Source organism: Flavobacterium aestuarii (genome assembly GCF_040049115.1).
GTDB lineage: Bacteria > Bacteroidota > Bacteroidia > Flavobacteriales > Flavobacteriaceae > Flavobacterium > Flavobacterium aestuarii.
The window spans coordinates 47,687-66,193 of record NZ_JBDLZZ010000018.1; the positions used below are offsets into that span (position 1 = coordinate 47,687).

Annotated in this window: 19 protein-coding genes; 9 read left to right on the top strand and 10 right to left on the bottom strand. The window is 30.9% G+C overall.

Translation table 11 applies throughout. The features are described 5' to 3' along the window. Positions 1-43: 43 nt before the first annotated feature. From ruvX to ABEG11_RS16305, 3 genes are read right to left on the bottom strand one after another with little or no spacing between them, the layout of a single operon-like run. On the bottom strand, positions 44-454 hold the full coding sequence (gene ruvX / locus ABEG11_RS16295) for a Holliday junction resolvase RuvX (RefSeq protein ID WP_348825242.1): 411 nt from the start codon (positions 452-454) through the stop codon (positions 44-46). A 1-nt stretch (position 455) separates the two neighbouring features. Further along, positions 456-737 carry a type II toxin-antitoxin system RelE/ParE family toxin gene (locus tag ABEG11_RS16300; protein WP_348825243.1) on the bottom strand — a complete coding sequence of 94 codons (282 nt, stop codon included), beginning with the start codon at positions 735-737 and terminating at the stop codon, positions 456-458. Next, positions 727-960, bottom strand: a complete 234-nt coding sequence (locus ABEG11_RS16305) for a hypothetical protein (RefSeq protein WP_348825244.1) — start codon at positions 958-960, stop codon at positions 727-729. The genes ABEG11_RS16300 and ABEG11_RS16305 overlap by 11 nt, the downstream gene beginning before the upstream one ends. Before the next feature lie 99 nt (positions 961-1,059). Between ABEG11_RS16305 and ABEG11_RS16310 the strand changes: the two genes are divergently transcribed. Then, positions 1,060-1,875 carry a 2,3,4,5-tetrahydropyridine-2,6-dicarboxylate N-succinyltransferase gene (locus tag ABEG11_RS16310; protein WP_348825245.1) on the top strand — a complete coding sequence of 272 codons (816 nt, stop codon included), beginning with the start codon at positions 1,060-1,062 and terminating at the stop codon, positions 1,873-1,875. A 184-nt stretch (positions 1,876-2,059) separates the two neighbouring features. Then, a complete protein-coding gene (locus tag ABEG11_RS16315) occupies positions 2,060-3,928 on the top strand; it encodes an LTA synthase family protein (protein WP_348825246.1) in 1,869 nt (622 codons plus the stop codon). Positions 3,929-4,026: 98 nt separating this feature from the next. Here ABEG11_RS16315 and ABEG11_RS16320 read toward each other — a convergent pair whose 3' ends face one another. Next, positions 4,027-4,779 carry a glycosyltransferase family 2 protein gene (locus tag ABEG11_RS16320; RefSeq protein WP_348825247.1) on the bottom strand — a complete coding sequence of 251 codons (753 nt, stop codon included), beginning with the start codon at positions 4,777-4,779 and terminating at the stop codon, positions 4,027-4,029. A 126-nt stretch (positions 4,780-4,905) separates the two neighbouring features. Between ABEG11_RS16320 and ABEG11_RS16325 the strand changes: the two genes are divergently transcribed. From ABEG11_RS16325 to ABEG11_RS16335, 3 genes are all read left to right on the top strand, one after another. Continuing rightward, complete coding sequence (locus ABEG11_RS16325; protein WP_348825248.1) at positions 4,906-5,973, top strand: glycosyltransferase family 9 protein; 1,068 nt, start codon at positions 4,906-4,908, stop codon at positions 5,971-5,973. A gap of 70 nt (positions 5,974-6,043) precedes the next feature. Next, a complete protein-coding gene (locus ABEG11_RS16330) occupies positions 6,044-7,030 on the top strand; it encodes a glycosyltransferase family 2 protein (protein WP_348825249.1) in 987 nt (328 codons plus the stop codon). Beyond that, positions 7,020-7,811, top strand: a complete 792-nt coding sequence (locus tag ABEG11_RS16335; protein ID WP_348825250.1) for a glycosyltransferase family 2 protein — start codon at positions 7,020-7,022, stop codon at positions 7,809-7,811. Before ABEG11_RS16330 ends, ABEG11_RS16335 begins: the two co-directional genes overlap by 11 nt. On the opposite strand, the gene ABEG11_RS16340 is transcribed toward ABEG11_RS16335, so the two are convergent. Then, complete coding sequence (locus ABEG11_RS16340) at positions 7,795-8,556, bottom strand: lipopolysaccharide kinase InaA family protein (RefSeq protein WP_348825251.1); 762 nt, start codon at positions 8,554-8,556, stop codon at positions 7,795-7,797. The genes ABEG11_RS16335 and ABEG11_RS16340 overlap by 17 nt on opposite strands. An 80-nt stretch (positions 8,557-8,636) precedes the next feature. Here ABEG11_RS16340 and ABEG11_RS16345 point away from each other — a divergent pair, with 80 nt between their 5' ends. After that, entirely contained in the window at positions 8,637-9,710 is a 1,074-nt protein-coding gene (locus ABEG11_RS16345) for a glycosyltransferase family 4 protein (RefSeq protein WP_348825252.1), read from the top strand. 36 nt (positions 9,711-9,746) lie between these two features. On the opposite strand, the gene ABEG11_RS16350 is transcribed toward ABEG11_RS16345, so the two are convergent. From ABEG11_RS16350 to ABEG11_RS16370, 5 genes are all read right to left on the bottom strand, one after another. Further along, positions 9,747-10,643, bottom strand: a complete 897-nt coding sequence (locus ABEG11_RS16350; RefSeq protein WP_348825253.1) for a hypothetical protein — start codon at positions 10,641-10,643, stop codon at positions 9,747-9,749. 40 nt (positions 10,644-10,683) lie between these two features. Further along, positions 10,684-11,499, bottom strand: coding sequence for a glycosyltransferase family 2 protein (locus ABEG11_RS16355; protein WP_348825254.1), 816 nt, complete (start codon positions 11,497-11,499; stop codon positions 10,684-10,686). Between the two features lie 265 nt (positions 11,500-11,764). Next, positions 11,765-12,691 carry a GDP-L-fucose synthase family protein gene (locus ABEG11_RS16360; protein WP_348825255.1) on the bottom strand — a complete coding sequence of 309 codons (927 nt, stop codon included), beginning with the start codon at positions 12,689-12,691 and terminating at the stop codon, positions 11,765-11,767. 6 nt (positions 12,692-12,697) lie between these two features. After that, positions 12,698-13,786, bottom strand: coding sequence for a GDP-mannose 4,6-dehydratase (gmd, locus tag ABEG11_RS16365; RefSeq protein WP_348825256.1), 1,089 nt, complete (start codon positions 13,784-13,786; stop codon positions 12,698-12,700). Between the two features lie 146 nt (positions 13,787-13,932). Further along, on the bottom strand, positions 13,933-15,090 hold the full coding sequence (locus ABEG11_RS16370; protein ID WP_348825257.1) for a glycosyltransferase: 1,158 nt from the start codon (positions 15,088-15,090) through the stop codon (positions 13,933-13,935). A 255-nt stretch (positions 15,091-15,345) separates the two neighbouring features. Between ABEG11_RS16370 and ABEG11_RS16375 the strand changes: the two genes are divergently transcribed. The 3 genes from ABEG11_RS16375 to ABEG11_RS16385 all read left to right on the top strand — a co-directional run bounded on the left by ABEG11_RS16375 (position 15,346) and on the right by ABEG11_RS16385 (position 18,502). Next, positions 15,346-16,353: a glycosyltransferase family 2 protein gene (locus ABEG11_RS16375; protein WP_348825258.1), complete on the top strand. Its 1,008-nt coding sequence runs from the start codon at positions 15,346-15,348 to the stop codon at positions 16,351-16,353. Between the two features lie 28 nt (positions 16,354-16,381). Continuing rightward, positions 16,382-17,467, top strand: a complete 1,086-nt coding sequence (locus tag ABEG11_RS16380) for a glycosyltransferase WbsX family protein (protein WP_348825259.1) — start codon at positions 16,382-16,384, stop codon at positions 17,465-17,467. Positions 17,468-17,557: 90 nt separating this feature from the next. Next, positions 17,558-18,502 carry a WaaS/CpsH family glycosyltransferase gene (locus ABEG11_RS16385; RefSeq protein ID WP_348825260.1) on the top strand — a complete coding sequence of 315 codons (945 nt, stop codon included), beginning with the start codon at positions 17,558-17,560 and terminating at the stop codon, positions 18,500-18,502. The last annotated feature ends 5 nt before the right edge of the window (positions 18,503-18,507 follow it).

The following is an 18,507-nucleotide window of genomic DNA, read 5'->3' on the forward strand; positions in this document are numbered from 1 at the left end:
ACAAAACACCAAAACGAAACAGCCGTTTGTTATATTAATTGTATTATTTTTGGTTTAAATAATCCTGAAGCATAATAGTTGCCGAAATCTCATCAATAAGTGCCTTATTTTGGCGCTGTTTTTTATTAAGTCCGCTGTCTATCATTGTCTGAAAAGCCATTTTTGAAGTAAAACGCTCATCAACCCGGATGACTTTCATATCAGGAAAATGATTGGTAAAATGAGTTACAAACCCCTTTATTATTGAAGCACTCTGCGAAGGGTCACCGTTCATCTGCTTGGGCTCACCGATAAGAACTGCTTCTACCTTTTCCTTGGAAAAATAGTCTTTCAAAAAAGCAATTGCAGTTTCAGAAGGAATGGTTGTAAGTCCAGACGCAATAATCTGAAATTCATCGGTAACAGCGATTCCTGTTCGTTTTTGTCCGTAATCTATGGATAGTATTCTTGGCATTTTATAATGTCTCTTTGTATTTTATGAAACCGAAAACAGAAACTATCTTCTTCTCAATATCCACCTCATAAACAACTACATAACCTTTAAAAATATAATCTCTTATATTTTCATCGTCAAAATAAATTGATTTTTTAAAATGAAATGGTCTTACTAAATCTTTCTTGATATTTTTCAACAAGTCAGTTTTAAACTTTCTCGCAGCAATCGGCTTATCTTTAGAAATATAATGAACTTGGTTATTTAATTCAAACAAAAAATCTTCTTGAAGTCTAATCCTCATACTTAGAAATTGTTTCTTCAAGTATTGCATCTACTTCATCTATAGAATAAAATTTTGTTGTACCGCTTTTGAGTTTAGCGTAAGCAGTATTAAGTTTTTTCTTGTTTTCATCAAAATTTTCATCTTCCTGAATTATGTTCAATTCATCAGAAGAGAATGAACTCAATAACTCCAAGATTTTCGCTTTAATTTTGGGCTGAAATTCTAATCGAATCGTTTCCATAATACTATTATTTGAACTACAAATATATAACATTTTCACTCCATTTCCCTTTTTTGCTATTGGTTAAAAATGGTATATTTGCCAAAAATTTTATCAAAAATGAACGAATTACAATCAATTATAGAACAAGCTTGGGAAAACCGTGCTTTACTTCAGGAAACAAAAACTACTGATGCTATCAGAGAAGTTATTGAATTATTGGACTCAGGAAAATTACGTGTTGCCGAACCAAAAGGTAACGGATGGCAGGTAAACGAATGGGTTAAGAAAGCTGTTGTAATGTACTTCCCTATTCAAAAAATGGAAACGTGGGAAGCTGGAATCTTCGAATACAATGACAAAATGTTATTGAAAAGAGACTATGCTGCAAAAGGAGTTCGTGTAGTTCCTGGAGCTTCTGCCCGTTACGGCGCTTACATTTCAAGCGGTGTAATTATGATGCCAAGTTATGTAAACATTGGTGCTTATGTTGATGCTGGAACAATGGTTGATACTTGGGCAACTGTTGGAAGCTGTGCTCAGATTGGTAAAGACGTTCACTTGAGCGGCGGTGTTGGAATCGGCGGTGTTTTAGAGCCATTGCAGGCTGCACCGGTTATCATTGAAGACGGTGTATTCGTTGGATCTAGATGTATCGTTGTTGAAGGCGTTCACGTAGGCAAAGAAGCTGTTCTTGGAGCGAATGTATGTTTGACTGCTTCAACTAAAATCATTGATGTTACCGGAGAAACTCCTGTTGAAATGAAAGGTTTTGTACCTGCTCGCTCGGTGGTAATTCCTGGAAGTTATACTAAAAAGTTTGCTGCTGGCGAATTTCAAGTTCCTTGTGCCTTAATCATTGGTACGCGTAAACCTTCAACTGATTTGAAAACATCATTAAACAATGCTCTTCGCGAATATGATGTAGCGGTTTAAATTTTAAAAAAATAAATAAAACCAAATTCCAATTGAATTGTCAATTGGAATTTGTCGTTAAATATTATCTGTTATAATACAAAAATCATCCAGATCTGACATTAATTTACAAAACCATTTCCACTGGTCATTTACTGCCAGACACAAAGCCTTAGCCCAGCTCTAAATCTAAAGACAATTATAAATGAACAATTACAAAAACATTAGCATCGTTCTGCTAAAACGCTTATTATTAGTTGTATTAATATACCAGGCATCCAGAGTATTCTTTTTCTACATGAACACTTCTGCTTTCCATACTTTTAATCTAAAAACTTTTAAAGGCGGTCTTTTATTTGATTTTGCAGCAATTGCCTATTTGAATATCATATTTGTAATTGCTCATTTGCTCCCTGGTAATTTCAAATACAAAGACAGCTATCAAAAATGGCTAAAAATATCTTTTTACACAGTAAACCTTCTATTCATTGCAACCAATTTTATTGATACAATCTATTATAAGTTTACAGGCAAAAGAAGTACTTTCAGCATGATTACTGCCAAGGGAATGGAACGGGAAGCCATAGGGCTGATTCCTTCTTTTCTGAGAGAGTTCTGGTACATTGGCGTGGCATTTCTAATATTTAGCTTCCTGTTTTGGAAATTGCTTGCTGATTTTAAACAAAAAAGCCCAATTGAAAATCTGACAAAAAATATTTTAATAAAACAATACACTATACTCATTCTTGCAATTGCCGCTGGACTGCTTACATCTCGAGGAGGATTCCGAAAAAAACCAATCAAAATTGTTGATGCAGTCGTTTATGGAGAACTAGGAAATTCGGCATTGATACTAAATACACCATTCTGTATCCTGAAAACAATTGCAAAAAAAGAAGATATCGACAAAGTAAATTATTTTAAAGAAAATGAACTTGCCTCAATATATTCTCCGAAAATAAGCTTGAATCCAAGTCAGCCAAAAATAAAAAAAAATGTAGTGGTTATCATTTTAGAAAGTTTTGGTGACGAAAATGTTGGCAGAGGCTGTACTCCTTTTTTGGACTCATTGATAACAAAATCGTATTATTTTAAAAATGGATTTGCTAACGGAAAAGCTTCTATAGATGCAGTTCCTTCGATACTGTCAAGTATACCAAGCTTAATGAATAACTCTTTTATTTCTTCTAGTTTTTCTTTAAACAAAATACATGGTCTTCCAGTAATTTTAAAAAAGGAAGGTTACAATACATCATTTTTTCATGGCGCTTTTAACGGCAGTCAAAATTTTGACCAATATGCAAAAATAGCTGGTTTTGACAATTATTATGGCAAAGATGAATATGTAGGAAAGGAAGCTTTTGATGGGAAATGGGGCATTTATGACGAAGATTTTATGCAGTTTTTCTGCAATAAACTAACCAGTTTCAAACAGCCTTTTTTCAGTTCAATATTTACAATCTCCTCTCATAACCCTTATAAAATACCAGAAAAATATACTGGAAAATTTCCTAAAGGCACTACAGTTATACAGGAATGCATTGGCTATACTGATTTTTCGCTGCGTCAATTTTTTAAAACAGCTTCCAGACAAAGCTGGTACAAGAATACACTTTTTGTTATATCCTCAGATCACACCTCTTCTGAAGGAGACCGAGAGCTCGACAGAACAAACATTGGGTTATTCAGTATTCCAATCTTATTTTTTGACCCGTCGGATCCTAAATTTGTTGGCGTTAATGAAAATAATTTCCAGCAGATTGATATTATGCCAAGTATTTTGGACTACCTGAACATCAAAACAGAGATGGTAAGTTTTGGCAAAAGTTATAAATCAAAAGAAAATTTTGTGGTCTATTATCTTCAAGGTACTTACCATTATATTCGGGATGATTATTATCTGGCTTTTGCCAATAATCAGCCAATTGGTTTATACAACTGGAAAAAAGATGTTTATCTAAAAGACAATCTGTTAAACAAAGATCCCAAAAGAACGGATCAAATGTCAAACTTTATAAAAGCATACATACAGACTTTCTATGAAAGAGTAACAAATAATGCTTTAACTCTTTAAACACACAGAATAATAAACAAAAAAGCCATTTAGATTGATTTCATTCAATTTAAATGGCTTTTTTATTTCGATTAATGCTGGTGAGAATCTTCGAATAATCAAGAACGGTTTTTCTTTTGTATTTTAATCAGCTTGGCATATTTCATATACGAAAAAAAAGCTTGAATCATAGCAATTGTCAATCCGTCCAATCCATTTAAAAAACCTTTTTTGAAGAAATAACAGCGAACAAATGCTACAGTTCCATTAAGCAATGGCTTATAGGCACTTATCCTTACTCCTTCATCAAAAAGCTGTTGTGCATGCCAGCCTGAGTATTGATTTTTCTTTGCTATAATCTGATCAAATGAATCCCAGCCATAATGCAGAATATGAACTGGAACATTTTTTTCATTGGTAGTTACAATAGTCTGATGCACCATAGAATCTGATGGCCTGGCTGTTTTTTTATTAAAAAAACGCACTTTATGATCTGGATACCAGCCCGAAAAGTCTATTAATTTATCTCCCAGAAAATTCTTGACCCTAAAACTTAATCCGTCAAAATTACCTTTTAAATATTCTTTTTTTAAAATATAATCCTCAGCATCCTTGTCTAAAAATTCATCGGCATCCAAATTGAGAATCCAGTCATTTTTACAGAAAGGCAATCCATGAGAGCGCTGTGGACCATCGCCCAGAAAAGGCTGTTCAATGACAATAGCTCCTTTTGCTTTAGCTATTTCAACCGTTCGGTCTTTACTTAATGAATCGACTATAATTACTTCATCACAAACCCTGAAAAGTGCATCAATACACTTTCCTATCATTTTTTCCTCATTGAAAGTAATAACTAAACCACTTATTGCCATTGTAATCTTTTATTTTGCTTACACAAAAATATAGTTTTTTCTGCTAGATTGCTCCATTTATAATCCAGCTTCCGCAAATATCTATAAATACTTTGTATTTTAGCACTCAAATTAAGTTTATTAAATATGAGAATTTTAGTTATTCAACAAAAAAGAATTGGTGACGTACTTACAAGCACAATAATATGTAATAATTTAAAAAAACAATTTCCGCTGTATACAATTGATTACATGTGTTATACCAATAGTGTTGATGTACTGATAGGAAATCCATATATTGATAACGTAATTCCATTATCTCATAAAACCAGAAAAAATTATTTTTCTCTTTTTAAGTTTATTTTTAAAATCAGAGCAAAAAAATACGATGTTGTAATTGATGTTTACAATAAATTAGAAACAAATTTAATTACAATGTTTGCAGGTTCCAATATCAAAATAGCATATCACAAATGGTACACCTCATTATTTTACACCCACAATTTAAAGCGCTTTGAAAATACCGAAACTCCAAAATATGGATTTGCTATTGACAATAGGCTTTTATTACTGGAACCATTAAAATTAGATAAAAACAAAATAGATCCCTATCCTAAATTATTCATAAGTGCTGAAGAAAATGAAAAAACCATTTCTCTTTTTGAAAAACACAATATAAACAGGGACAGAAAAACAATAATGATCAGTTTGCTGGGAAGTGAAAAAAACAAAACATATCCCTTGGAATACATGACAAAAATTGTTGAATATGCTGCCAGCCATAAAGACGTAAACATACTTTTTAATTACTTTGAAAGTCAAATTGAAGACGCTAAAATAATTTATAACTCCTGCTCCAAAGAAACTCAGGAAAAAATACATTTTGATTTATTTGGCAAAGATTTAAGATCATTCATAGCCATAATGAATCAATGCGATTTGATTATTGGAAATGATGGAGGAGCAATCAATATGGCAAAAGCATTAAACAAGCCTGCATTCACCATTTTTTCACCTTTTGTTGAAAAGAAAATCTGGGCAACTTTTGAAGATGGATTAAGATATATATCAGTACATTTAAAAGATTTCAGGCCTGAGCTCTTTAGTGACGAAATTAATCATAGCGAAATAAAGAAAAATTCAGCCTCCTTGTATCAGCTGCTTCCGCCTGAATTGTTCAAGGACAAAATTGACTTTTTCATAAATAACAATTAACAATACCGTCAGCATATCAGCATTGTAATTTACATAATCAAATTCATCAAAAACTTATCTCATTATATTAATGGACGTTTCAATTATAATAGTCAACTACCGAAGTTGGAAGCCATTACATAACTGTCTCGAATCCTTATTATCAATAGATAAAACAAAAATAAATTTTGAAGTAATCATTGTCGATAATTTTTCGAATGACGGAAAATTCGATTTGTTTCAAAATGAATTTAAAGATTTTATTTTCATCAGAAACACAACTAATTCCGGTTTTGCAAATGGATGTAATTTAGGTGCTAAAGAAGCAAAAGGGAATTATTTTTTATTTCTGAATCCTGACACTATAATTTCGCCCGAAACGCTTAACACACTTTATACAACATATCATAATCATTCCGATATCGGGATATTATCCTGCTTACAGGTTGATAAAAAAAACCGTTTCTTTAATCAAAAAAATATTTTCCCATCACTTGTACAGATTTTTGGAACAAGCCGGTTCTTTCACAGGAAAATAATAAAAAAAAGAATAGAGATAATTTTCAACGCCAAAGAAGAATTATTTTATCCTGACTGGGTAACAGGAGCCGTGATTTTTATAAGCAAAGATTGGTTCAATAGAGTGAATGGCTGGAACGAAGACTATTGGCTCTACTTTGAAGATGTCGAAATCTGCAGAAAAATAAGCCAGAAAAAAGGCAAAATTGCCGTGACTAGAAACACAACTATTTTACATGAACATGGTGGTTCCTCAAGACACGATTTTGAAACAGAACATATCAGTAAAACTGAAGTTATCATTTCAAAACATGTATACGTAAACAATAATTTTAAACCATTATCAAAAACATTTGCGCATATACTTTTGATAATCTTTATCATTGCAGAAAAAACATTTCTATCGCTTTTAAGTTTATTTTTGTTTTCTAGTTTAAAATTAAGAACAAACAGATACATCCTCAAAAATCTTTGTTTCTATTATTTTAACGCTATAAAAGAACAAACCTGGCTAAGCCGAAGAGCTGCAAACTATCAAAGATTAACTTATGACAAATAGCAATGCCCAAAAATTGTCAGTATTGATTATAACTTTAAATGAAGAAAAACATTTAAAAGCCTTATTATCCGATTTGAGTTTTGCTGATGAAATAGTGATTGTAGATTCGTTTAGTACTGATCGAACAGAAATTATTGCAAAATCTTTCCCGAAAGTAAAGTTTATACAAAACAAATTCGAAAATTTTTCAGTACAAAGAAATTTCGCCATTTCGCAGGCAAAAAATGACTGGATACTTTTTCTGGATGCAGATGAAGTTCTGACACCTGAATTAAAACAGGAAATCATTGAAACTTTACAAAATAACAAAACCTATTCAGCCTATTTCTTTGAAAGAATTTTTATGTTTGAGAATTCTGTTTTAAAATACAGTGGTAACCAGACAGACAAAATATTTCGGCTTTTTGACAAAAAATCAGCGCGATATGATGAAAAAAGACTGGTACACGAGAAACTAATCGTCGATGGCAAAATTGGTTCATTAAAAAACAAACTGATTCACTACTCCTATTCCAGTTACCATGATTATAAAGAAAAAATTATTTTCTATGGCAAATTTAAAGCTCAGGAAAAATTTCTAAAAAAAGCAAAACCCAGTTTTATACTTCAATTACTGCATCCAAGCTATAATTTTTTATACAATTATTTTATCAGGCTGGGGTTTCTTGATGGCAAAAAAGGAATCTTTATTTGCTATCTGAATGCTTATTGTATTGTAATCCGTTACAGAGAATTAAAAAAACTATGGAAACAAGATCAGGATCTTATTTCCAAAACTTAAGTTTCTTTTTCAATCTTTTCTTTCTATAGAATTTTTCTTGAAATTTAGCAGTTTTTTCCCAAAGAGTTTCAAATATCAAATCCTCTGGCTCACCTGATATTTTTGCATATTCATTACTCATTACTTTTACCATATCTTTTACAGGTGTTAATCTGCAGAGATTTTTCATCCTCAAATCAAATGACATTTTTTCATGAAAATTCATTCTGTTTAAATCAACCAAAAAGAAATCATAATGACCGTCAGCATTCTTTTTAATTAATGTATTTCCTGGAGAATGATCCTTAAATTCAATTCCTTTTTGATGCAGTCCATACGAAAAACGGGTAAACTGTCTCAATATATTTTCATGATCTGGATAATCTGCCCTTTCTAATAATTCCCTGAAAGTTAAATCACACTGAAGATGCTCACAGGCATAATAACTGTCATTTAATCCCAGCCAGCTGTAATTTTCAAGATATGCAATGGGCTGTGGGGTTCCTATTCCATTTTCCAATAAACGAGTTGCATATTCAAAAGAACGCCTTGCTTTAGACTTTCTAAAATATCTATATGCAATCTTATTAATCAAATTTGGAATCTTGAATGATTTTACATTTATGGTCATCCCCTCAAACTCAAATAATTTGATGACATTTCTTTTGCCCTCTATAAAAATGGAACCTGAATTAGAGAATTTATTTATAAGATTTTTAATTTCTTGCGGTTTATTCAAAAAAGAAGCTTCAAATTTTGAAATCATATATTTTAAATTTATATTTCTACAAAAATATACTTTTTAAGGTTAAAAAATGATTTAACTTTACACCTAAATAATAAAACATGCAAGCAAAAAAAATTTTTCTGGAATCACATAATCTCAATAATCTTGCAACGGGTTTAGGCACATTCAATTTTGATTTAATAAGTGCATTATCACATCAAAATACAGATGATTTAGAAATAAATTTACTAGCTGGAAATGTTTTAAAGTTTAAAAAAATATTTGGAGAAAAGTTCAAATACAAACAATATCTTTCCATTCAAAGATATAAAACATTTTATACCCGAAATAAATATGACTTATGGCATTCTTTGAATCAAAACACCAAAATTGAGCCATATTATCCATCAAAATACGTTTTAACCATTCACGATGTTAATTTTTTTGAAGAAATATCGTCTGAATATAACCACAAAAGAAACAAACTGTTTACAGAAAAACTGAAACGTGCGGATAAAATCACTTATATTTCGGAGTATGCAAAAAAACAGACACACCAGTATTTTGACATCCCCGATATTGAAGAAAGGGTAATTTATAATGGCAATCCAATATTTAATTTCTTAGATATCTCGTCCTGTACAAATCCGTTTCATACAGACAAGCCTTTCTTTTATTCAATTGGCGATTTTATTGAAAGAAAAAACTTTGAAGCCATTATAGCAATGATGGTAAATTTAAAAGATTTCAACCTGATTATTTCTGGAAACAATAATAAAGCATACGGTGAAAAAATCAAAAAATTAATTGTTTCTCTTAAACTGGAAAATCAGGTTTTTTTAACTGGAAAAGTAAGCAATGAGCAGAAACAATATTATCTGAAAAACTGTTCAGCTTTTCTGTTTCCTTCCATACGAGAAGGTTTTGGGCTGCCTCCTATTGAGGCAATGAAATTTAAAAAACCTGTATTTTTATCGACTCTCAGCTCTTTGCCCGAAATAGGTTCTGATGCTGCATACTATTGGGACAATTTTGACCCAGATTACATGAAAAATACATTAATCGAAGGATTAAACCATTTTGAAAATAATAAAAGCTTAATGGAATCAAAGTTATACGATAGAGCGGATTACTTTAATTGGGATAAATCCTCCAAGGAATATCTGGAAATATACAGATCACTATTGTTTTAAATACAGAATTTTGAATCTATTTTATAAAAGCAATATTTAAAAATATTTTTCAAATTCAGCCGATTTTTTCTTTTTAAACAAATGCTTAAACCATTGCCCAAAGTTTTTTGAAAAAATAAAAAATGCTGTTATTTTTTGTATTTCAATTTCGTTAAGATGATTTTTTAACTCATCGATGTTTTTTGTTTTAATATATCCAATACTGCTCCATTGTTTTGGATTTAAATAGAAAACATCCTTTATTTCATTATAATTATCTTTATTAGCTTTTTTCCATTTACTCATAAACTCATCATTTAGCTCATGACTATGCCCCCAATTTTTTAACTTAAACTCAAGTTCTTTTTCGGTTCTCGCTAATGATTCATGAAATATCAATGAATTCACATAAATAACTCTTTCTCTTGATTGTCTTGCCAATTTATAATTTGGATAATTGGTTGCAACCAGAACTTTGCAGGTATCTTTTACATAAAGCAGTCCTTCGTCTAAATATTTATATATATCAACATGAAAACCAGAAATCTGAATCGGTGTTTTTTTCGGATTATCTAAGTATGAATCATACTTTCGAAGCTGAGTTACAAAGCTGTCGAAATCTAAAAAATACTCGTCACTATCAACTTGTATCAGCCAATTCCCAATACCCATTTTTTGAGACAATAAGTGCCGTTCTCTTGTATCGTTCTGAATACCTGTCAAATGAGGTATATAAAAATTATCTCTATATATTTCAATCTTATTATCAGTATCGAATTTTTCTAACCATTTATAAAATTCCTCATCTACACTAAATTTATTGCCTGTCCATGTGTTTTTATTTATATCCTCTGCAATAAAAATTCTATCTGCTGAGCGATATACTGAAGGTATTGAGAGCTTCAATTTTTCATAATCATAAGACAATAAAAACCCAACATGTATTTTTTTCATTTTATTATATAATGTTTTTACAATTGATTTATAACGCTCTTTAATATCTTTTTGGTAAAAAGAGTAATAACAGATTCATAAATCCTTTTTGAATTTTCCATGCAATTTTATACTTTTTAATATGCTGAAACTGCAAAAATCTTTTTGAATTCAACTCACTTACATCTTCATAATCTTCATAAAATGCTGGAAAGTATTTTTTATAAGTTATGTTCTTTTCTTCCTTATATATACTGGAAAATTTTGGATTTGACGAAATTCCAGTAAAATCATAAACAGCTATCGTTTTGTTAATATACTTATATGGAACATTTACATGGCATATTGTATAAATAAAAAATTCCCAGTCAGAAGCAATTTTATACTCTTCGTTATAATAAAAATACTTCTCAAAAAGTGATTTTCTGATAAATGTAGATTGGTGATTTATTGAACTAGTATAAAAAAAAGAAAAATTCAGTTTTTCAGAATACGTTTTTAATCTTTTAGAATTAGGTGTCTGTTTATAATTGTTTCCATAATAAATATCAAAATTTTCATCTAATAACGGTTCTATTTCCTGCAGGACTGTATTATTACAAAAACAGTCTCCTCCATTCATAAAAATAACAAAGTCTCCTGTTGCAGCTTTTATGCCTTTGTTCATTGCATTAAAAACGCCTTTATCCGGCTCACTAACCCAATAATCAATGTGCTTTGAATATTGTTCAATCAGCTCTTTACTTCCATCAGAACTGCCACCATCAATTATAATATATTCAAATTTTTTGTCAGTCTGGTTTACAACACTCTCTAATGTTTTAGAAAGGCCTTTTTTGTCATTATAGTTAACTGTAATAACAGATATTTTCGGCATCTTAATTGTATTAAATTTCAAAATACAAACCTACTAATATTAAAAATAGAAATCCTATTAAATTTTACTTAAATCGTACCCATTTTTGAATGAAAACAATTGATGCTATATCCCAGCAAAAATTAATTTATAATTTATGGCGCTACTGATCTGTTATATTAACCTATAACATCTAACATACTCTTTATATTGCTTAATTTCTTTAAATTTTCATATCAAATATTGAAACCTATGCCAATTTCAATTGTTTTTCAAAAGTGCTGCCTTAAAGTGACAAAAACTTTCGTTGATACACTTCTTTAATTCCATCTTCTAGTTCTATGGAATATTTCCAGCCCAGATTATTTAATTTAGCAGTATCTGTTAGTTTACGTGGTGTACCATCTGGTTTTGTTGTATCAAAAACAATATTACCCTCAAAACCAACAATTTCTTTAACAAGTAAAGCTAACGCTGCTATCGAAATTTCCTTGCCAGTACCAATGTTAACAAAACCTTCCTCATTATAATTCTGCATTAAATAAACACATGCATTTGCCATATCGGTCGCATGTAAAAATTCTCTCAGCGGAGTTCCAGAACCCCAAACCACAACCTCTTCATCCTGATTCAATTTTGCTTCATGAAATTTTCGCAGCAAAGCAGGAAGAACATGTGAATTTTCTAAATCATAATTATCGTTAAGTCCATATAAATTGGTTGGCATCACTGATATAAAATTGCAATTATACTGCTTTCTATAAGCATCGCACATTTTAATGCCTGCAATTTTTGCAATAGCATACGGTTCGTTAGTTTCTTCAAGCAATCCTGTCAAAAGATATTCTTCTTTTAAGGGCTGCGGGGCTAATTTAGGATAAATACATGTGGAGCCTAAAAAAAGTAATTTCTTCACACCTGTTTTATAGGATTGATGAATTACATTACTTTGAATCAGGATATTTTCATATAAAAAATCAGCTCTGTCTCTATTATTTGCTACGATACCACCAACTTTTGCAGCAGCGAGAAAAACATATTCTGGTTTCTCAGATTCAAAAAATTCAGCCACAGCTAATTGATCAATCAAATTTAATTCACTTGAAGTCCTTACAACTATATTCTTAAATCCACTTTTCTCAAGGTCTTTCAGTATAGCACTGCCCACCATACCTCGATGGCCTGCAACAAATATTTTTGAATTAAATTCCATATTCTACTATTGATTATTCTTAAAATATTTTTCTTTTCTGAAAATTTCTATGTCCGCTTCCACCATTTCCTTAACTAACATTTCTAAAGTATATTTAGGGCTCCAGCCTAATTTCGTTTTTGCTTTTGTGTTATCACCAATCAAAAGGTCTACTTCAGTTGGCCTGAAATAAGCTGGATCAATTCTAACGACGGTCTGGCCAGCTTTAAAAGCAAAATCAGGATTCGAAGTTGAAACGACAATAGCCTTTTCTTCTATTCCTTCTCCTTTAAATTCTAACTCAACACCAGCTTCTCTAAATGACAGCCTGATAAAATCCCTGACCGAAGTTGTTACCCCTGTGGATATTACAAAATCTTCTGGAACATCCTGCTGCAGGATTAACCACATCGCTTCGACATAATCTTTTGCATGTCCCCAATCTCTTTGGGAATCAATATTTCCCATAAACAGGATATCCTGCATTCCTAAAGCCATTTGTGCAACTGCACGCGTTATCTTTCTGGTAACAAACGTTTCTCCTCTTCTTGGGCTTTCATGGTTAAATAAAATACCATTACAAGCAAACATATCGTATGCCTCGCGATAATTTACTGTAATCCAATATGCATACATTTTTGCAACTGCATAAGGTGAACGGGGATAAAAAGGTGTTGTTTCCTTTTGGGGAACCTCTTGCACTAAACCATACAATTCTGAAGTTGATGCCTGATAAATTTTAGTTTTTTTAGTCAGTCCCAATAACCGCACGGCATCAAGAATTCGTAGAGTTCCAATTCCATCAGCATTTGCAGTATATTCCGGAATATCAAAACTTACCTTCACGTGGCTCATTGCTCCAAGATTATAGATTTCATCTGGCTGTGTTTCCTGGATAATCCTGATCAGGTTAGTCGAATCACTTAAATCACCATAATGCAATCTAAAATGCTGGTTATTGACATGCGGATCTTCATAAATATGATCGATACGCTCCGTGTTAAACAAAGAGCTTCTTCTTTTGATTCCATGAACCATATATCCTTTGGACAATAATAATTCGGCTAAATAAGCTCCGTCTTGTCCCGTAATTCCCGTTACTAACGCTACTTTCATTTTTATTTGACTGTATATTTTACATTAAGTTTTGAGATATAAATTCTATATGACTAATATATCTCTTCCAAAAATTTTAAGTTTATATCACATCCTGTCGGTTAAAATGATGGATAAATCGAACGTAATTAACTTAAATTCAGTAATTATTTACTGTTAAAAGCAATACTTTCAAAAATGACATCAATTTTTTCATAACAGCTTTGTTTATCGTTATTTCCAACAAAATATTCTTTGCTATAATTGGATATTTCTGCGTATTTTTCTTTGTCATTAAGCAATAATTCTATATTATCAGCAAATTTTTGAGGTGTATTTGTCACTAGACATCCATTATTAATTTTATTGTATAATCCATCTACCCCTCTATGATTACACACAATCGGCAAACCAAATGACATAGCTTCAATAACTTTAATTTTTAAACCAGTGCCCGAAAACATGGGACAAATAGCAACCTTTGCTTTTGAATAATAATTCTCGATATTATCCACAAAAAACAACTTTTCGACATTTTCAAAATCTGCAATATACCCCGATATTTTACCTATTACAAGAATGCTTATCTCTTCCTTCAACAAAGGATAAACCTTATTAAAAAACCAATCAGCACCTATGATATTATGAGGATTACTACCCGCAACATAAATTAAATCATATTCTTTTTTATCAGTAGTTTTATCGAAATTATTCTCTATTATATGCGAAAGTGCAATCACTTCTTTTTTGACAAATTGGGAAAAAAGGTAATTCTCTTCGGAAGAAATGACTAATATTTTATCAAATTCATTAAGCAATTCTATTTCTTTTTGAAAATATCTGCCAAGATTAAAATTTTTTACATTTTGGAACTGTGAAGTCAAAAAATCGTGAGTGTCAATACAAAGTTTTGCATTTTTAACATATTGATTATTTATAACCAATCCAGACCAATATGCATAAGAAATTATGATATAATCATATTCTCTTGATTTTAAAATATTATTAAACTGAGACTGGTGCGTAAACCGGATTCTATTGAAATGCTTTATTCTTCCAAAAATTAAATTAGGAAGAGAATAACAAAAAAAATATTTTATTTTATTCTTCTTTCTTTTAAATTCTTTCAACAAATAACCTTTTTGAATTAAGTTACTAGATTCAAGCTCCTTTATAGAATCTGCTGAAAAAGAATCAGACTCTACTCCCACAAAATCAACTTCAATAGAGCGGCTTTTAAAATAATGTAACAGCGCATTAGCTCTTGTATTACTGCCTTGTGTCAAAAGCAGAGGATTTTCGGGGTAAAAGTATAGCACTCGCATTAAAATATATTTTTTACAAAAGTATATTTATTAATTGATTAATGCGTCAAAAAAAAATGATCCAATAAAATTAACAGATTTTTTACCAAAATAATTCGTAATAAAATATTGTATTACAAAGAACTAAAACAGACAATTTAACCTTCATTTTGTATCAAAAACTGTAAAAAATTATATTAAAAAGCTAATTTTGTAAAAAAATAAGAAAAACCACAAAGCCCAAAATAACTTTGACATTAATACTCAATACAAAAAATGAAAATATCAGTTGCGCTATGCACTTTTAATGGTGAAAAATTTCTTCCAGAACAGATTGATTCAATACTGAACCAAACATTAAAAGTTGATGAAATAGTAGTTTGTGATGACTGTTCAACAGATAGCACTTGGTCAATATTAGAAGGTTATAAAAAAAACAATCCTGAAATTTTTCAGATCTATAAAAACGAAGTCAATATAAGAAGCAATAGGAATTTCGAAAAAACAATTGCGCTTTGCACTGGGGACTATATTTTTTTATCAGACCAAGATGATATATGGCGAAATGACAAGGCTGAAAAAACATTATTAGTTTTCGAACAAAATCCAGAAGCTGAAGGTGTTTTTTCGGATGCTGTATTGATAAACAATGAAGGAAATGCTGCTTTCGAAAACATCTCGTTATGGGATTCATTTTTGTTTTATGAATCTAAAATGAACAAACCCATTGATTTATTTGATTTCCTGATATCCAATGGCAATTTTTTGACTGGTGCCACATTATGCCTAAAAAAAGAAGTCAAAGATTTTTGTTTTCCATTCAGGACAGCCAATAACTTTTTACACGACGAATGGTTTGCTTTAATTTTATCCAAAAGAAAAACACTATATTACTCAAAAGATAAACTGATTTCTTACCGCCTGCACAATTCACAGCAGTTAGGGATTGAGAATATCAGCAAAATTATTAATCCAGACAAAAAATCAATCAGAGAGCAAAATCTAATTTTAAAATTTGAAGAAGCAAAATCATTCAGAGATTTCAAATTTTTAACTTGCCGGTATTTTTCGCAATATGAAAGATTTAAAAATCTGAAAGTTCACAATCCGAATACGCCCATCATAGATGAATTGATAGATATTGTTATCCAATTATATTACAATTTCGAACACGAAATGAAACAAAAACATCCTGTTCGGTATTTTTTCAGGAAAAGAAAAAATAAAAAGAAAAACAGAATGCAAATTGACATCGAAGATCAATTACCTAGACAAAACCTATAAATCTATTTCAACCCAACAAAAAACAATAATGGACACAAAAGCCCGAATAATAGCATTTTATTTACCACAATTCCATCCAATTCCAGAAAACGATAGCTGGTGGGGCAAAGGATTTACTGAGTGGACAAATGTAGGCAAAGCAAAAGCTTTATTCAAAAAACATTACCAGCCCAGAATTCCTGCTGATTTAGGCTACTATGATTTACGTGTGCCTGAAACCAGAAAAGCACAAGCAGATATGGCCAGAGAGTATGGAATTGAAGGATTCTGCTATTGGCATTATTGGTTTGGCAATGGCAAAAGATTAATTGAAAGACCTTTTAATGAAGTCGTTGCTTCTGGCGAACCTGATTTTCCATTTTGCTTAGCGTGGGCAAACGAAACATGGAAAGGTTTTGATCATGGATTGCAAAATCGAAACATTCTAATTGAACAGCTATATCCTGGCATAGAAGATTATACTGCGCACTTTCATGAAGTATTGCCAGCTTTCAAAGACAAAAGATATATTACAATCGAAAACAAGCCGGTTTTTATGATTTACAAAGCATTGGCTGATTCTGAAATTCCAATATTTATAAAAACCTGGCGCAGACTTGCTGAAGAAAACGGTTTAGAGGGTATTTATTTCATTGGCCACAATATGGATTTTAGGATTAGTGACCAGGAACTGCTGAAAACCGGAATTGATGCGATAAATACAGTTCGGTTAAATGACTTTTTATCAGAAAAAAAATCATTCTACAGAAAATTTTATAAAAGATACAATAAGTTTTTTCGAAAAAATATAAAAATATACCCTTATGAAATAGCTTCAAAAAGTTTTATTAATCATACAATTGATAAAAAAGAGAATGTCTACCCAAGTATTATTCCCGGGTGGGATCACAGCCCGCGCAGCGGTCGAGAAGGTCTAATCCTAACCGGCTCTAATCCTGAATTATTTGAAGAACATGTTAAAGAAGCTGTTGAAATTATTAAAAACAAAAGCGACGAACATAAAATTATTTTTATAAAGTCATGGAATGAATGGGCTGAAGGCAATTATATGGAACCCGATTTACGCTGGGGTACTAAATTTCTTGAAGCCTTAAAAAGGCAAATACAAAAATAAAAAACAATTTTATTAGTTTCAAAAATAAACTAAATCATTACAAATTATATCTGTCATGGTTTTACACGGTATATTTAAAATCATTTTCAAATGAAAATAACAATAGTAAGTTACGACAATTGGGGTCTTAATGAACATCTCAAAAACTCCTTAGAACAAAAAGGCCATATCGTTCGTCATATAAATTTCTATGAATTCAAGTATAAGTATCCCAATTTTAGAACTAAGCTTTATAATTTCATTTTAAAAACATTTTTTAATAAAAACATCAAAAATATTTATTACGGTAATCAAGTACTTAAAAAACTGGGAGAGAATCCTGAAATGCAAGATGCAATTCTAACTCTGAAAGGAGATTTTATCGATCCAAGGGCTATTCGCAAGTTTAAGAAATACACAAAAAAATCAATAGCTTATTTTAATGACAGCATCTCTCGTTATCCAAAAATAAAAGAGGTATTACATTGCTTTGATGAAGTATATTCTTTTGAGAAAAATGACTGCAGAAAAAACAACTTAAAATTTATAACCAATTGGATTTATCCCATGCAGGCAAATAATACCAGTCCTGAAAAGTACCAAGTATACAACATCAGCTCCAAAGATAAGCGTACTGCAGTCCTTTCAAAAATAGCAATCCACTTAAAAGAAAAAAAAATCAACTATAGAATCATTATTTTTCACAAAAAGAACAAAATCAAAGATTCTAACCTTGAATTTACGTCGGTACCAATTCCATTATCAGAAGTCAACGACAATTTATATAATTCTCAAATTTTATTAGACATTAACCGAAAAGGCCAGAACGGGCTTAGTTTCAGGGTATTTGAAAGTATTTTTTTAGAAAAAAAACTTATCACAACAAATACTGACATCAAAAATTATGATTTCTATAATCCGAATAATATCTTGATCATAGATGAAAAAAAACCTGAAATCACTTTAGATTTTTTCAGCACTGCATATAAAAAAATTCCAGAAGTGATATTCCAAAAATATACTTTGGATCAATGGATTAATGATGTTTTTTATTGATTTTC

Bases quoted from the DNA above. Each gene is read 5' to 3' on its own strand.
- ABEG11_RS16310 (WP_348825245.1), top strand. From the start codon at position 1,060: ATGAACGAATTACAATCAATTATAGAACAAGCTTGGGAAAACCGTGCT.
- ABEG11_RS16345 (WP_348825252.1), top strand. From the start codon at position 8,637: ATGCAAGCAAAAAAAATTTTTCTGGAATCACATAATCTCAATAATCTT.
- ABEG11_RS16340 (WP_348825251.1), bottom strand. From the start codon at position 8,556: ATGATTTCAAAATTTGAAGCTTCTTTTTTGAATAAACCGCAAGAAATT.
- ABEG11_RS16380 (WP_348825259.1), top strand. From the start codon at position 16,382: ATGGACACAAAAGCCCGAATAATAGCATTTTATTTACCACAATTCCAT.
- ABEG11_RS16370 (WP_348825257.1), bottom strand. From the start codon at position 15,090: ATGCGAGTGCTATACTTTTACCCCGAAAATCCTCTGCTTTTGACACAA.
- ruvX (WP_348825242.1), bottom strand. From the start codon at position 454: ATGCCAAGAATACTATCCATAGATTACGGACAAAAACGAACAGGAATC.
- ABEG11_RS16300 (WP_348825243.1), bottom strand. From the start codon at position 737: ATGAGGATTAGACTTCAAGAAGATTTTTTGTTTGAATTAAATAACCAA.
- ABEG11_RS16360 (WP_348825255.1), bottom strand. From the start codon at position 12,691: ATGGAATTTAATTCAAAAATATTTGTTGCAGGCCATCGAGGTATGGTG.
- ABEG11_RS16335 (WP_348825250.1), top strand. From the start codon at position 7,020: ATGACAAATAGCAATGCCCAAAAATTGTCAGTATTGATTATAACTTTA.
- ABEG11_RS16355 (WP_348825254.1), bottom strand. From the start codon at position 11,499: ATGCCGAAAATATCTGTTATTACAGTTAACTATAATGACAAAAAAGGC.
- ABEG11_RS16325 (WP_348825248.1), top strand. From the start codon at position 4,906: ATGAGAATTTTAGTTATTCAACAAAAAAGAATTGGTGACGTACTTACA.
- ABEG11_RS16305 (WP_348825244.1), bottom strand. From the start codon at position 960: ATGGAAACGATTCGATTAGAATTTCAGCCCAAAATTAAAGCGAAAATC.
- ABEG11_RS16375 (WP_348825258.1), top strand. From the start codon at position 15,346: ATGAAAATATCAGTTGCGCTATGCACTTTTAATGGTGAAAAATTTCTT.
- gmd (WP_348825256.1), bottom strand. From the start codon at position 13,786: ATGAAAGTAGCGTTAGTAACGGGAATTACGGGACAAGACGGAGCTTAT.
- ABEG11_RS16315 (WP_348825246.1), top strand. From the start codon at position 2,060: ATGAACAATTACAAAAACATTAGCATCGTTCTGCTAAAACGCTTATTA.
- ABEG11_RS16330 (WP_348825249.1), top strand. From the start codon at position 6,044: ATGGACGTTTCAATTATAATAGTCAACTACCGAAGTTGGAAGCCATTA.
- ABEG11_RS16320 (WP_348825247.1), bottom strand. From the start codon at position 4,779: ATGGCAATAAGTGGTTTAGTTATTACTTTCAATGAGGAAAAAATGATA.
- ABEG11_RS16385 (WP_348825260.1), top strand. From the start codon at position 17,558: ATGAAAATAACAATAGTAAGTTACGACAATTGGGGTCTTAATGAACAT.
- ABEG11_RS16350 (WP_348825253.1), bottom strand. From the start codon at position 10,643: ATGAAAAAAATACATGTTGGGTTTTTATTGTCTTATGATTATGAAAAA.